Source organism: Actinomadura craniellae, assembly GCF_003289645.1.
GTDB lineage: Bacteria > Actinomycetota > Actinomycetes > Streptosporangiales > Streptosporangiaceae > Actinomadura_D > Actinomadura_D craniellae.
On record NZ_QLYX01000014.1, the window covers coordinates 39896 to 54815 of the forward strand.

Genomic DNA, 14920 nt, shown 5'->3' on the forward strand with positions numbered 1-14920 from the left:
AAACTGACAGTCACGGCCGTAACTCCGTAACCGCCGTGCCGCACGCGGTCGGCGCGCAGTCTCTAAGCTGGCGGAGCGGGTTTCGGTAACGGCGCGAAAACGGAGGGGTGAATGCGCATCTCGCTCACCGCGCTGACCGGTCAGGGGCCACGGGACATCGTGATCAATGCCGATTCCGATTTGACCGTCGGGACCATGGCGCAGTCGCTATTCCGGGTGTTGAACGACGATTCCCGCACTGAAATCGGACAATTGACCCAGGTCAAGCCTGCTTTCCGGTTGTGGACGGACGGCCGGATGCTCGACCCCCAGGCCCGGGTGGTGCGTGAGCTGCGTGACGGCGCCGTGGTCACCGTGGAGTCCAGATCCGCTCCCGCGACCGTGCTGGCCGAGCCCACCGGGCTGGTGGAGGTCCGGGTCGCCGGCGGCCCCGCGGCGGGCGCGGTGCACCGGCTGGGGCTGGGCACCGCCACGCTCGGTAGCGGCGAGGACGTCGACATCCGGCTCACCGACCCCGGCGTCCCGGAGCGGTCGCTGCGCATCACCGTGCGGCGCGACCTCGTCACGGTCGAGACGTCGATGCGCACCGAGGCCGTCCTGGACGGGGTGCCGGTCGACGACAGCGCCGAGTGGCCGGTCGGCGGGATGCTCGCCGTCGGCTCGTCGGTGCTGACCCTGGCGCCGAGCACCGTCCCGGACACGCACCTGGAACCGATGGACGACGGCGGGCTGGCGTTCAACCGGCCACCCCGGATCGACCCGTTCCGCCCGGCCCGCCGGCTGACGGTGCCGGAGCGGCCCGAGCGCAACCCGCGGGAGCGGCTGCGGCTGTTCGGTGCGCTGCTGTTTTCCGCGTTCGGGCTGGTCATGGCCGTGGTGCTGGACCAGTGGTGGTGGGCGCTGCTCGCACTGAGCTGGCCGCTGCTGGTGGTCGGCGAGTGGATCGGCGACCGGCTGTACGGGCGCAAGACGTACAAGAAGGCGATGAAGGAGTACCTCCGGCGCAGCGCCGAGTTCGACACCGCGCTGGAGGAGCTGCGGCGGGCCGACGAGGCCGACCGGCGGTCGCTGTCCCCCGATCCCGCCGAGGTGCTGCTGACCGCCACCGGGCCCCGGCGGCGGCTGTGGGAGCGCCGCGCCGCCGATCCCGACGCCCTGCACCTGCGCGTCGGCCTGGCCGACCTGCCCGCCGAGATCGAGCTGACCGACGGTGCCCCGCCGCCGGTCGCGCGCACCGTCCCGCTGCCGCTGTCGCTGCCGGAGCTGGGGGTGGTCGGGCTGACCGGGCCCCGGCCGGCCTCCCGCGGGCTGGCCCGCTGGCTGGTCGCGCAGGCGGCGACGCTGCACAGCCCGCGCGACCTGATGATCGTGGTGCTGTCGGCGGAGGACGACGGCGCCGAGCACTGGAACTGGGTGCGCTGGCTGCCGCACTGCGCGCCGCGCGAGGGCGAGGAGTGCGTGGCGCTGGTGGGCGCCGACCCCGAGTCCGTGGCGCAGCGGGTCACCGAACTGGCGATCCGCATCACCGAGCGGCGCCGGTCCGGAACGTCCCCCTACAACATCCTGGTGGTGCTCGACGGGGCCCGGATGCTGCGCCGGGTGCCGGGCATGCCGCAGGTGCTGGCCCGGGGCGCCGAGCTGGGGCTGTACGCGATCTGCCTGGACGACGAGGAGCGGCTGCTGCCCGAGGAGTGCTCGGCGGTGGCGGCCCTGGAACCGGGCGGGACGCTGCGGCTGCGCGGGCACGACCTCGACACCGTCGGCACGGTCCTGGCCGACCAGGTCTCCGCCGCGTGGTGCGACCGGCTGGCCCGGGCGCTCGCCCCGGTCCGCGACGTCTCCCGCGAGGACGACTCGACGGCGGCGCTCCCCGCCCAGGTGCGGCTGCTGGACCTGCTGGACGCGCCCGACCCGACCGCCGAGCGCGTGCTGGCCGGCTGGGCGGAGGGCGGCCGGTCCACCCGGGTGCCGGTCGGGCTGGCCGCCGACGGCCCCTTCTTCGTCGACCTGCGGGCCGACGGCCCGCACGGCCTGGTCGCCGGGACGACCGGCGCAGGCAAGTCGGAGCTGCTACAGACGCTGATCGCGTCGCTGGCCGTGGCCAACCGGCCCGACGAGATGACGTTCGTACTGATCGACTACAAGGGCGGCGCGGCGTTCAAGGACTGCGCGGCGCTGCCGCACACCGTGGGCATGGTGACCGACCTCGACGGGCACCTGACCGAGCGGGCGCTGGAGTCGCTGGCCGCCGAGCTGCGCCGGCGCGAGGAAGTCCTGCTGGGCGCCGGGGCCAAGGACGTCGAGGACTACAACGAGCTGCGCGACGGGGGCGAGCCGCTGCCCGCGATGCCCCGGCTGGTGCTGGTGATCGACGAGTTCGCCACCCTGGTCGCCGAGCTGCCCGACTTCGTGGCCGGGCTGGTCGACATCGGGCGGCGGGGCCGGTCGCTCGGGGTGCACCTGCTGCTGGCCACCCAGCGGCCGGCCGGGGTGGTGACCGCCGAGATCCGGGCCAACACCAACCTGCGGATCGCGCTGCGGGTCACCGACGCCGACGAGTCCACCGACGTGCTGGACGACCCCGCCGCGGCGGGCATCGCCAAGTCCACCCCGGGCCGGTGCCACGTCCGTTCGGGGGCCGGGGCGGTGACCGCGGTGCAGTCGGCCCGGATCGGCGGGCGGCGGCCCGGTAGTGCCGATCCCGGCGAGACCTCCGTGCTGGCGCTGCCCTGGCAGGGGCTGGGCCGGGCGCTGCCGTCGTCCCGCCGCGCGGCCGACGACGGCGGGACGGTGACGGACCTGGCCGTGCTGGTGCGCGCGGTCGGCGAGGCGGCCCGGCGGGCGGGGCTGACCCGGATGCCGCCACCGTGGCTGGACTCGCTGCCCGAGCGGGTGCGGCTGTCGGCCCGCACCGCGGCGGGCGGGTCGGTGGTGGACGTGCCACCGGTCGAGTTCGGGGTGACCGACCTGCCGGAGTCGCAGTCGCGCGCACCGCTGGCGCTCGACCTGGTCGGCGGCGGGCACCTGTACGTGGCCGGCTCCCCCGGATCGGGGCGGTCCACCACGCTGCGGTCGCTGGCCGGGGCGCTGGCGGCGGCCTGCTCCCCCTACGACGCGCACCTGTACGCGATCGACTGCGGGGGCGGCGCGCTGCTGCCGCTGGCGGCGCTGCCGCACTGCGGCGCGGTGGTCGGCCGCGACCAGCTCGACCGGGTGGAGCGGCTGCTGGCGGCGCTGGCCGCCGAGGTCGGGCGGCGGCAGCGGCTGCTCGCGGAGGCCGGGTTCGCGTCGCTGGCCGAGCAGCGCGCCACGGTGCCGGCCACCGAACGGCTGCCCTGGATGGTGCTGCTGCTCGACCGGTGGGAGGGGTTCCTCGCCGCGTTCGAGCACTACGACTACGGGCGGCTGGCCGACACGCTGCTGCACCTGCTGCGGGAGGGCTCCTCGGTGGGCCTGCGCGCGGTGTTCACCGGCGACCGGTCCGGGCTGGGCGGGCCGCTGTCGACCGTGTTCGACCGGCGGCTGGTGCTGCGGATGGCCGACCCCGCCGACTACGGGTTCGCCGGGCTGCAGGAGCGGCAGGTGCCGTCCTGGATGCCGCCCGGCCGGGCGCTGGAGACGCTGGGCCCGGGCCGCCCGCTGCGCGAGTCGCAGATCGGCCTGCTGGCGGACGACCCCACCGGCCCGGCGCAGGTGGCGGCGCTGCAGTCGCTGGCCCGGGCCGCCGCCGAGCGGTACGGCCGGCTGCCGCACCGGATGCGTCCCCTGCACGTGGACGAGCTGCCGGTCCAGGTCTCCTACGCCGAGGCGTTCGGGCTGGAGCCCGGCTTCCGGGCCCCGTCGCCGCTGTGGTCCCTGGTCGGGGTGGGCGGCGACACCCTCGCCCCCGTCGGGGTGGACCTGCTGGCCGAGGGCCCCGGGTACGTGGTGGCCGGGCCGCCCCGCTCGGGCCGCTCCACCACCCTGCTGACCATGGTGGCGTCGCTGCTCGACCCGGCGGTGGGCGGCGGGCTGGTCCCGGTGGTCCTGGTGACCCCGCGCCGCTCCCCGCTGTCGGCGCTGGCCGGCCGGCCCGGGGTGCTCGGCCCGCTGGACGCCTCCGCCACCGAGGACGACCTGCTGGAGTTGCTGGAGCGCGAGCACCGTTACGTGGTGGTCGTCGACGACGCGGAACTGCTGGACGAGACGGAACTCGACGACGCCCTGTGCCGGGTGCTGCGCTCGGCCCGCGACGCCGAGCACGCGGTGATCCTGGCGGGCACCACCCAGGACCTCGGCCGCGGCTACCGGGGCTTCCTCTCCGACTCCCGCCGCTCCCGCTCGGGGCTGCTGCTGGCGGTCGAGTCCCCCGACGACGGCGACCTCTTCGGCCTGCGCCTGCCGCGCAACACGACCGCCGCCGGCCCCCTCGGCCGTGGGCTGCACGTCGCCCTCGGTGTCTCCCAGCCGATCCAGGTCGCCCTTCCCCCGGAGGGGGATCCCAGCTGATCACGCCGGTATTTCCACGGGATCACCAGGCAATGGAATTTAAAAGTCACCTATCCGGGTACGGCCCGCGTTGAATGGTGCTCAGAGGCACTGAGTGAGACGAAGGGGTCCCGCCTCCCGGGCGATGTCGGGCGCGGGTCCCACGACGGGGTGGACGACGATGGGCACTGGCGACGAACGGGAACTGATCTTCGATCCGGCGTTTTTAACCGAGCGGCAGCGGGCGGGCCGTTCCTGCGTGGTGTGCCACAAGTCGTGGCCACGCCCCAGGGAGGACGTGGGGCGGCTGCCCGACGGGGCCCGGCTGTACGCCTGCCGCTCGTGCGCGGCGGCCCTGCCTCCCGCGGCACCGCCCCCCGCCGGCGGCTGGCGGGAGGCCGCGGACACCCCGCCACCGGACCGGCGGCTCGCCGGGGAGATCCCGCAGCAACGGTGTCCATGAAATTCGGCACTTCGGGGAGAAGAAGGCTTTCGGTGATCTCCTCCCGCGACGCCCTACTTCTTGGGGAAGAGATTACGTCTGAGTGGATCAGGCGATACCTTCGGTAAGACAGGGGTCGGGGCGAGGAGGGGTCGATGCTTGCTGAGGCCATGCTGGCGATAGCGGCGGCGTCCGGTACCGCGGTGATCCAGGCCGCGGGCACGGACGTGTGGATCGGTTTCCGGAACAGGGCGGCCAAGCTGCTGGGCCGGGGAGACGCGCAACGCGAGAGCGCCGAACTGGAGAAACTGGATCAGACCGCGGCGGCCCTGGAGGCCGCCGAACCCGCCCAGGCCGAGCTGGTGCGCGTCCGGCAGGAGGCGACCTGGCAGGCCCGCTTCGAGGCGCTGCTGGAGAGCCTGGACGACACCGAGCGCGAGCAGTTGGCCGACGAGCTGCGCGCCCTGCTGGCCGAGGAGTCCCCGGCGGCCCCGGGCGGCGTGACCGCGTCGTCGGGCGGTGTGGCGGCCGGCGGGAACATCGACGTCCGCGCCGACCAGGGCTCGATCGCCGCCGCCGTCATCAAGGGAGGGGCCTCCATCGGCACCCCTCCCACGCCGGATCCGTCCCAGGGCTAGACGGACCGGTACCCACCAGCCCCTATCCGCTCTGGGAGGGCGTCCCGGCCGGGAGCGTGGCGGCCACCGCCGCGCAGGGCAGCGTCGCCGTCGGCCGAGTCGACCGGATGGAGTTCCACGGCACCGCGCCGCGCGCGGTGTCCTGGCCGCTCTCGATCGGCGTCGTCCCGGGCGAGGCCAACTTCTTCCAGGAGCGCGGCGCGCTCGACCGCCTCGACGCGACGCCGGCGAACGGCGGCGCGGCGCCCACGGTCTGCCACGTGCTGTCCGGAACCGGCGGGGTCGGCAAGACCCAGCTCGCCGCCCGGCACGCCCGGGCGCTGCGGGCCGCCGGGCGGATCGACCTGCTGCTGTGGGTCACCGCGGACAGCCGCGACGCGATCGTCAGCGCCTACGCCCACGCGGGCCGGCAACTCACCGACACCGCCGATAGCGACCCGGTCCACGCGGCGAACGGTTTCCTGACCTGGCTGGAGACCACGTCCCGGCGCTGGCTGGTCGTCCTGGACGACCTCGCCCACCCGGGCGACCTGCGGGGCCTGCGGCCGCCCCGGCACCCCACTGGCCGGACGATCGTCACCACCCGCCGCCGGGACGCCGCGCTCACCGGCAACGGCTGGCGGACGGTCCCGGTCGGCCTGTTCGAGCCCGCGGAGTCCGCCGACTACCTGGACGCCACCCTCGGCCGGCGCGACGACCCCACCGAGATCGCGGCCCTGGCCCGGGACCTCGGCCACCTGCCCCTCGCCCTGGCCCAGGCCGCCGCCTACATGATCGACCGCGGCCTGGACTGCACCGCCTACCGGCGGCGGCTGGCCGACCGCCGCCGGCGCCTGGCCGAGCTGCTGCCCGAGGACGGCGCGCTGCCCGACGAGCAGCGCACCACCGTCGCCGCGACCTGGTCGCTGTCGATCGAGCTCGCCGACCGGCTCGAACCGGCCGGCCTGGCCCGGCCCGTGCTCCAGCTGGCCAGCCTGCTCAGCCCCAACGGGATCCCGGTCTCCGCGCTGACCGGCCCGCCCGCCCTGGAGTACCTGGCCGCGCACCGGACCCGGCCCGGCCCCCGGGCGCGGGACGGCGGCGCTGTGGACGAGGTGGACGAGGACTCCGCCCGCGAGGCACTGCACTGCCTGCACCGGCTGAACCTCACCGACCTCGACGAGAACGGGGCGCGGGTGCACCGGCTGATCCAGCGGGCCACCCGCGACGAGCTGACGGCCGGGGAGCTCGACGAGGCGGTGCGCGCCGCCGGCCGGGCACTGACCGAGACCTGGGAGGCCGACGGGGACGGCGACGCCCTCCGGGCCAACACCGAGGCCCTGCAGACACACGCCGGGGAACGGCTGTGGCAGACGGGGGCCCACTCCGTGCTGTTCCAGGTCGGGCGCAGCCTCTCCAAGGAGCGGCTCATCGTCCGGTCAGGCGCCCACTGGGAGTGGTTCCGCCAGGCGGCCGAGCACCATCTCGGGCCGGAGCACCCCGACACGCTGACCGTCCGCGCCTACGTCGCCGGTTGGAAGGGAGCGGCCGGCGACCCGCCCGGCGCCGTCCGGGCCATGGAGGACCTGCTGGCCGACCAGACCCGGGTGCTGGGGCCCGACCACCCGGACGTCCTCACCACCCGCACCACCCTGGCCACCTGGCGGGGGGCCGCGGGCGACCGGCCCGGCGCCGTCGCGGCCCTACAGAATCTGCTGGCCGACCAGACCCGCGCGCTCGGCCCCGACCACCCCGACACCTTCACCACCCTCACGTACATCTCCAACTGGCAGGGGGCGGCCGGCGACCGGACCGGTGCCGTCAGGACGCTGGAGGACCTGCTCGCCGGCCGGACCCGGGTGCTCGGCACCGACCACCCCGACGTCCTCACCACCCGCGGTCACCTGGCCAACCTGGTGGGGCAGATGGGCGACCGGATCGCCGCGGTCAAGGCGCTCGAGTCGCTGCTGGCCGACCGGACCCGCATCCAGGGCACCGACCACTCCGACACCATGGCCACCCGCAACACCCTCGCCCACTGGCGCAACTCGGCCGGCGACCGGGCGGGGGCGGTCGTCACCCTGGAGGAGCTGCACGCCACCCAGGCCCGGGTGCTCGGCACCGACCACCTCGTCACGCTGACCACCGAGACCCGCCTCGCCCAGTGGTACGAACAGGCGGGCGACTGGTCGAAGATCATCACGGCTACGGAGCGGCTGCTCGCCGAGCGGACGAAGGCGCTCGGCGCCGACCACGTCGAGACCTTCACCCTCCGCGGCAAGCTGGCGCACTGGCGCGGGACGGCCGGCGACCCCGCCGCCGCGATCACGGCGCTGGAGGAGCTGCTGGCCGACCTGACCCGGGTGCTGGGCACGACCCACCGCAACACGCTCGTCACCCGCAACAACCTCGCCATCTGGCGCGGGCAGTCGGGCGACCACGCGGGGGCCGTCCAGGACCTGGAGGAGTTGCTGGCCGACCAGACCCGGGTGCTGGGCACGACCCACCGCGACACCCTGTCCACCCGCAGCCGGATCGCCACCTGGCGCGGGATGACCGGCAACCGCGTCACGACCGTCGCGGCGTTCGAGGAGCTGCTGGCCGACCAGATCCAGGTGCTGGGCCCCGACCACCCGCACACGCTCGTCACCCGCAACAACCTCGCCCACTGGCAGGTGGCCGCGGGCGACCGGGACAGCGCGATCGCCAGCTACCGGGAACTGCTCGCGGGGCAGACCCGGACGCTGGGCGCCGACCACCCCGACGCCCTCCTCACCCGCGGCCGGATCGCGACCCTGCGCGGCGAGACCGGCGACCGCAGCGGCGCGATCGACGCGCTCCGGGAGCTGCTGGCCGACCAGCTCCGCCTGCTGGGACTCGATCATCCGGACACCCTCACCACCCGCAACAACCTCGCCAACTGGCAGGGGGCGGCGGGCGACCGCGCCGGGGCGATCGCCACCCTCCAGGGGCTCCTCGCCGGCCAGATCGACGTGCAGGGCGCCGACCACATGGAGGTCCTGGCCACCCGCAGCCGGATCGCCAACCTGCGCGGCGAGGCCGGCGACCGGCTCGGGGCGATCGACGCCCTGCGGGAGCTGCTGGCCGACCGCACCCGCCTGCTGGGACCCGACCACCCCGACACCCTCACCACCCGCAACAACATCGCCAACTGGCAGGCGTCCCGGGGCGACTACCAGAGCGCGATCGCCACCCTCCAGGAGCTGCTGGCCGACCGCACCCGCCTGCTGGGACCCGACCACTCCGAGGTTCTGAGCACCCGCAACACCCTGGCCAACCTGCGCGGGCAGAACGGCGACCACGCCGCGGCCCTCGCCGAGCTGGGGGAACTGCTGGCCGACCAGACCCGCCTGCTGGGGGCCGACCACCCGGACGCCCTCGCCACCCGCGGCCGGATCGCCGGCTGGCAGGCGGCGGCGGACGACCGGGACGGTGCGCTCGCCACGCTCCAGGAGCTGCTGGCCGACCGCGCCCGGGTGCTGGGCCCCGACCACCCCGACACCCTGGCCATCCGCGGCCGGATCGCCCTGTCGGGCGACCGGGCCGGCGCGCTCGCCACGCTCCGGGAGTTCCTCACCGACCAGACCCGGGCCCTGGGCGCCGACCACCCGGACACCTTCACCACCCGCAACTCGCTGGCCAACCTGCACGGGCGGACGGGCGACCCCGCCGCGGCGATCACCGCCCTCCAGGAGCTGCTGGCCGACCGCGCCCGGGTGCTGGGCCCCGACCACCCCGACACCCTCACCACGCGCAGCCGGCTCGCCTACTGGCAGAGCGTCTCGGGCGACCACGAGGGTTCCGCCGCGACCCTGCGGGCGTTGCTCGCCGATCAGCTGAGAACGCTCAGCGCCGATCACCCCGACGTCCTCACCGCGCGCAACCGGCTCGCCAACCTGCGCGGGCAGGCCGGCGACCACGCCGCGGCCGTCGCCGAACTCGGCGAGGTGCTGGCCGACCAGACCCGGGCGCTGGGCGCCGACCACCGCGACACCCTGTCCACCCGGGGCCGCCTCGCCCACTGGCAGGGCACCTCGGGCGACCGGAACGGCGCGATCACCATGCTCCGGGAACTGCTGGACGGTCAGACCCGGGTGCTCGGGCCCGACCACCGCAACACCCTCGCCACCCGCAGCCGCCTCGCCCACTGGCTGGGCGTGCGGGGCGACCGGGACGGCGCGATCACCATGCTCCGGGAACTGCTGGACGACCAGATCCGGACGCTCGGGCCCGACCGCCGCGACACCCTCCTCACCCGCAGCAGCATCGCGCACTGGCAGGGGGTGCGGGGCGATCGCGCCGACGCCGCCGCGGCCCTGGAGGAACTGCTGCCCGACCAGGCCCGGGTGCTGGGCGAGGACCACTCCGACACCCAGAACACCCGCCGGCGCATCGCGCACTGGCGGAGCCCGCCCCGGCGGCGCGGCGCCTACCGCAGCGAGAGCAGGCCGGCGAAGGCGCGGGAACGGGACGCGGCCCCGGCGGGCGGCTTCATGCTGCGCTGGCGGGCGTCCGACGGGACCGCGAAGTCCATGGGCCCCTTCCCCGACGCCCGCACCGCCCGGGAGGCCGGGAACTGGGCCCGCTCCGGCGGGGGCACCGACATCGAGGTGGTCGCCGCGGAGCCCTGAGCCCGCGGCGGGGCGCCCGCTCAGCCGACGTCGCGGCGGAGCAGGTCCTCCTCCGTCTCCCGGCGGACCAGCGGCCGTGCCGCGCCGGCCCGGACGGCCACCACCGGGGGCCGTCCGACCAGGTTGTAGTTGGACGCCATCGAGTGGTGGTAGGCGCCGGTGCACGGCATCGCGAGCAGGTCGCCCGGCCGGACGTCCGCGGGCAGCGTCGCGTCCCGGACGAGCACGTCGCCGGCCTCGCAGTGCCGGCCCACCACGGTGACCACCCGGTCACCACCGGCCGCGCGGCGGCCGATCAGGCGCACCGAGTAGCGCGCCCCGTACAGGCTCGGGCGGGGGTTGTCGCTCATCCCCCCGTCGACCGCCACCAGCGGCCCGCCCGCCGCGTCGCGCTTCACGCTCACCACGCGGTACACCGTCACCCCGGCCCGGGCGACGATCGCCCGGCCCGGCTCGATCGTGATCCGCGGCACCGGCAGCCGGTGCTCGGCGCAGGCCGCGCGGGCCGCGCCGAGCATCCGCTCGGCGAGCGGCCCGGGGTCCAGGTCCGGCTCGCCGGCCCGGTAGGCGATCCCGAAGCCGCCGCCGAGGTCGAGTTGCGGCAGCGTCACCCCGTGCTCGTCCCGGACTGCCGCCAGCAGCGCGACCATCCGCCGCGCCGCCCGGTCGAAGGCGTCCAGGTCGGTGATCTGGGAGCCGAGGTGGCAGTGCAGGCCCGCCAGGTCGAGGCCGCGCTGGCCGAGCACCCGGCGCACCGCCTCGGCGGCGGCGCCCGAGGACAGCGAGAAGCCGAACTTCTGCCCGTCGGTGCCGGTGGTGACGGCCGCGTGGGTGTGGCCGTCCACCCCGGGGGTGACCCTGACCAGCAGCCGGGGGCGCGGGCTGGCGACGGTCGCCGCCAGCCGGGTGATCTCGCCGAAGGAGTCCACCACGATCCGGCCCACCCCGTAGGAGAGCGCCGCGCCGAGGTCGCCGGGGGTCTTGGCGTTGCCGTGCATGAGGATCCGCTCGGCCGGGAACCCGGCCGCCCGGGCCACCGCCAGTTCGCCCGCCGAGCAGACGTCGAGCGACAGGCCCTCCTCGGCGATCCAGCGGGCCATCCCCCGGCACAGGAACGCCTTGCCGGCGTAGGCGACCTCCTGGTCCGGGAACGCCCGGAGGAAGGCCCGGCAGCGGCGCCGGACGTCTTCCTCGTCCACGACGTGCAGCGGGGTGCCGTACCGGCGGGCGAGCTCGGTCAGCGGGACGCCGCCGACCGTCAGCTCCCCGTCGGCGCGCAGGTGCGCCGTGCCGGGCCAGACGGTGCCGGCGAGCCGGGCCCGGACTCCGGTGGCCGTCATCGGGTGGCCAGGGCGGGTGCGGGCGCCACCGGAAGCCGGGGGGCGACGAGGAGCGCGTCCACCTGGATGCGGGTGATCCCCAGCGGCCGGAGCATGGCGCGCAGCGCGGGCTCCGACAGGCGGATCCAGCGCAGGCCGTCGCCGAGCGCCTCGCGCAGCCGGGGCTCGCCGGTGAAGGCCAGCCCGACCCGCTCGTTCCCCGCGTCCAGGCGCGCCGTCATCAGGGAGAGCGCGCCTTCGCGGCTCTCCCGCACCGGAACGATCAAGAGTTCTTGCACCGTTCGTCCCTTCTAGGACCTCTTGGACGGAATTCACGCTAAAGCGCCGCGCGGGCGGCGGACCGTTTCTCTACGCGTTCCTTACGCGCCCTGACGCCGCTCTGATCGCTGACCATGTTTTTGACCCACGGTTGCCAATCGAACACCGGCGGTCACATACTTGCAGCGGGTCACCGGGAGAGCACCCGGAGTGCGCGAGAGAGGTTTGATCTGGTCATGCAGCCGTTCGAACTGCCGGACTTCTACACCCCCCACCCCGCGCGGATCAATCCGCATCTGGAGGGCGCGCGGGCGCACACCCGGGAATGGGCCCGCCAAATGGGCATGCTGGACGACACCCGCGATCCGGGCACCCCCGAGGTCTGGGACGCCGAGAAGCTGGAGGCGATGGACTACGCGCTGCTGTGCGCGTACACCCACCCCGACTGCTCCGGCCCGATGCTCGACCTGATCACCGACTGGTACGTGTGGGTGTTCTACTTCGACGACCACTTCCTGGAGACCTTCAAGCGTCCCCGCGACCACGCGGGCGCCGAGGCCTACCTGGCGCGACTGCCCGCCTTCATGCCCCTCGACCCGGCGGCCGGGACGCCCGAGCCGACCAACGCGGTGGAGCGCGGGCTCGCCGACCTGTGGGCCCGCACCGTGCCCGAGCGGTCGGCGCAGTGGCGGCGGCGGTTCGCCACCAGCACCCGCAACCTGCTCGACGAGTCGCTGTGGGAGCTGGCGAACATCGGCGACGACCGGGTGCCCAACCCGATCGAGTACGTCGAGATGCGCCGGAAGGTCGGCGGCGCGCCGTGGTCGGCCGACCTGGTGGAGCACGCCGTGGGCGCCGAGGTGCCCGAGGAGGTGGCCGGCACCCGGCCGCTCCGGGTGCTCAAGGACGCCTTCTCCGACGGGGTGCACCTGCGCAACGACATCTTCTCCTACCAGCGCGAGACCGAGAGCGAGGGTGAGATCAACAACTGCGTGCTGGTGGTCGAGCGCTTCCTCGGGCTGGGCCCGCAGGACGCCGCCGACACCGTCAACCGGTTGCTCACCTCCCGGTTGCAGCAGTTCGAGAACACCGCGCTGACCGAGCTTCCGCCGCTCTTCGAGGAGCACGGGCTGGGGCCGGCCGAGCGGGCGAGCGTGCTGGCCTACGTGCAGGGGCTGCAGGACTGGCAGGCCGGCGGCCACGACTGGCACCTGGCCTCCAGCCGCTACATGAACAAGGGTGGTTCGCGCCGGACGCTCGGCGGCCCCACCGGGCTGGGCACCGCGACCGCACGCATCCCGCTACCGCGCGGGGCGCAGGGGCTCGTCGCGCTGAACAAGCACCTGCACATCCCCTACCAGCGGGTGGGGCCGACCCCGCTGCCCGACTTCCACATGCCGTACCCCGCCCGGATGAACCCGCATCTGGAGCGGGCGCGGGCCGGCTGCGTCCGCTGGTGCGGCGAGATGGGCATGTACGGCCCGGTCGCCCGGCACCCCCACCCCCTCTGGGACGCGCGGCAACTGGCCGGCACCGACTTCGCGGTCTGCGCCGGGGCGATCGACCCCGACGGGTCCGCCGAGGATCTCGACCTCGCCACGCAGTGGCTCGCCTGGGGCACCTACGCCGACGACTACTTCCCGGCGACCTTCAACCGCGACCGGGACATGGCCGGCGCGAAGGCGTTCAACGCCCGGCTGCCGGAGTTCATGCCGCTGGACTGCGGGGCCGTCCCGCCGCCGGCGAACCCGGTGGAGGCCGGGCTGGCCGACCTGTGGCGGCGCACCGCGGGCCCGAGGTCCGCGACGGCCCGGGCCCGGTTCCGCGCGGCGGTGGAGCTGATGGCCGAGAGCTGGCTGTGGGAGCTGGCCAACCACCTCCAGCACCGGGTGCCCGACCCGATCGACCACATCGAGATGCGGCGGCGGACGTTCGGTTCGGAGCTCACCATGAGGCTGGCCAGGCTCGACCATGGCGACGCGGTTCCCGACGAGATCTACGCGACCCGGACGATGCGCGGGCTGGAAGACTCGGCCGCCGACTACGGGGGGCTGATGAACGACATCTTCTCCTACCAGAAGGAGATCGAGTTCGAGGGCGAGCTCAACAACGGCGTGCTGGCCGTGCAGAACTTCCTGGGCTGTGACCGCGACGCGGCCGTCGCGGTGGTCAACGACCTGATGACCTCGCGGCTCCGGCAGTTCGAGCACCTCGCCGCCACGGAACTACCGGTGCTGTGCGACCGGTTCGACCTGGACGAGCGGGCCCGGGAGGCGATCCGGCTGCATGTCGCGGCGCTGCGCGACTGGATGGCCGCGATCCTCAGGTGGCACCGCGAGACCGACCGCTACGCCGAGGCGACGCTGCGCCGGCGGGCGGGCCGGTCCGGGCTCACCGACCTGGTGGCGCCCATGGGGCTGGGCACCGCGGCGGCCCGGATCACGGCCTCGCCCGGCCTGGGCACGCTGGGGCGGCCCGCCGGCTGATTCGCGGGGTCAGCGGAAGTCGGCGCAGGCGATCCGCCGCGTCATGTCGGCGGCCGGGTGGATCACGATCGAGGGCGCTCGGTCGCCGACCTCCCGGTTGTTGTACGCCTCGGCCTTCGCCTGGCCCTTCGGATCGGCGATGAACCTCAGGTGCACCTCGTTGGGCGGCTCGTCGCCGCCCTTGGGGTCGAACTTGAAGTGCGGGCCGCCCTTCTCGACCGAGCACTTCTTGGCGTGCAGGTGCGAGGTGTACTCCACGCCGGGCCGTAGCCCGCTCACCGAAAGGGTGACCTTGGTGTTGCCCCGCTGCTCCAGCCGGGCGGTGCCCTTCACCTTGTCGTAGCCGGCCGGACGGCCGGGCAACGGCTTGAAGGTTCCCTTCTTCACCTTGAGGCTGCCGGACCCCTGGGGCTTGGCCGTGGCCTGTGCGGTGGCCTGTGCGGTGGCCGGCGCCCCGTGCTCGTGCGCCCCGTCGCGGGGCTGCGGGGCGGCGGGCTGCGGGGCGGCGGATTCGGCCGAGGGCCCGCAGCCGCCGGCCAGCACCGCCAGGGCCGCCGCGGCGGCGCCGACCGCAACCCGGCGCATGGAACCGTAGAACATGTCTCTCCCACTACTCGTCGAGCCCTAACACTCTCTGTAGTGGAAACACTACAATAAG

At 74.8% G+C, this 14920-nt stretch carries 8 protein-coding genes; 5 read left to right on the forward strand and 3 right to left on the reverse strand.

Annotated elements, in window-relative coordinates; all coding sequences use genetic code 11:
- Positions 1–111 precede the first annotated feature (111 nt).
- The 4 genes from DPM19_RS25950 to DPM19_RS25965 all read left to right on the forward strand — a co-directional run bounded on the left by DPM19_RS25950 (position 112) and on the right by DPM19_RS25965 (position 10178).
- A complete protein-coding gene (locus DPM19_RS25950) occupies positions 112–4488 on the forward strand; it encodes an FtsK/SpoIIIE domain-containing protein (RefSeq protein ID WP_111870660.1) in 4377 nt (1458 codons plus the stop codon).
- A 160-nt stretch (positions 4489–4648) separates the two neighbouring features.
- Positions 4649–4930: a hypothetical protein gene (locus tag DPM19_RS25955; protein WP_146778991.1), complete on the forward strand. Its 282-nt coding sequence runs from the start codon at positions 4649–4651 to the stop codon at positions 4928–4930.
- A gap of 134 nt (positions 4931–5064) precedes the next feature.
- Positions 5065–5547, forward strand: a complete 483-nt coding sequence (locus tag DPM19_RS25960) for a hypothetical protein (RefSeq protein ID WP_111870662.1) — start codon at positions 5065–5067, stop codon at positions 5545–5547.
- A 56-nt stretch (positions 5548–5603) separates the two neighbouring features.
- On the forward strand, positions 5604–10178 hold the full coding sequence (locus DPM19_RS25965) for a tetratricopeptide repeat protein (RefSeq protein ID WP_111870663.1): 4575 nt from the start codon (positions 5604–5606) through the stop codon (positions 10176–10178).
- Between the two features lie 20 nt (positions 10179–10198).
- Here the strand turns inward: DPM19_RS25965 and lysA are convergent, their stop codons facing one another.
- Both lysA and DPM19_RS25975 read right to left on the reverse strand, forming a co-directional pair.
- Entirely contained in the window at positions 10199–11518 is a 1320-nt protein-coding gene (gene lysA, locus DPM19_RS25970) for a diaminopimelate decarboxylase (RefSeq protein WP_111870664.1), read from the reverse strand.
- A complete protein-coding gene (locus tag DPM19_RS25975) occupies positions 11515–11796 on the reverse strand; it encodes an SAV_915 family protein (RefSeq protein ID WP_146778992.1) in 282 nt (93 codons plus the stop codon). Before DPM19_RS25975 ends, lysA begins: the two co-directional genes overlap by 4 nt.
- Positions 11797–12012: 216 nt before the next feature.
- On the opposite strand from DPM19_RS25975, the gene DPM19_RS25980 reads away from it, so the two are divergent.
- A complete protein-coding gene (locus tag DPM19_RS25980; RefSeq protein WP_111870666.1) occupies positions 12013–14262 on the forward strand; it encodes a terpene synthase family protein in 2250 nt (749 codons plus the stop codon).
- Positions 14263–14271: 9 nt separating this feature from the next.
- Here DPM19_RS25980 and DPM19_RS25985 read toward each other — a convergent pair whose 3' ends face one another.
- Entirely contained in the window at positions 14272–14862 is a 591-nt protein-coding gene (locus tag DPM19_RS25985; RefSeq protein ID WP_111870667.1) for a superoxide dismutase family protein, read from the reverse strand.
- Between the last annotated feature and the right edge of the window lie 58 nt (positions 14863–14920).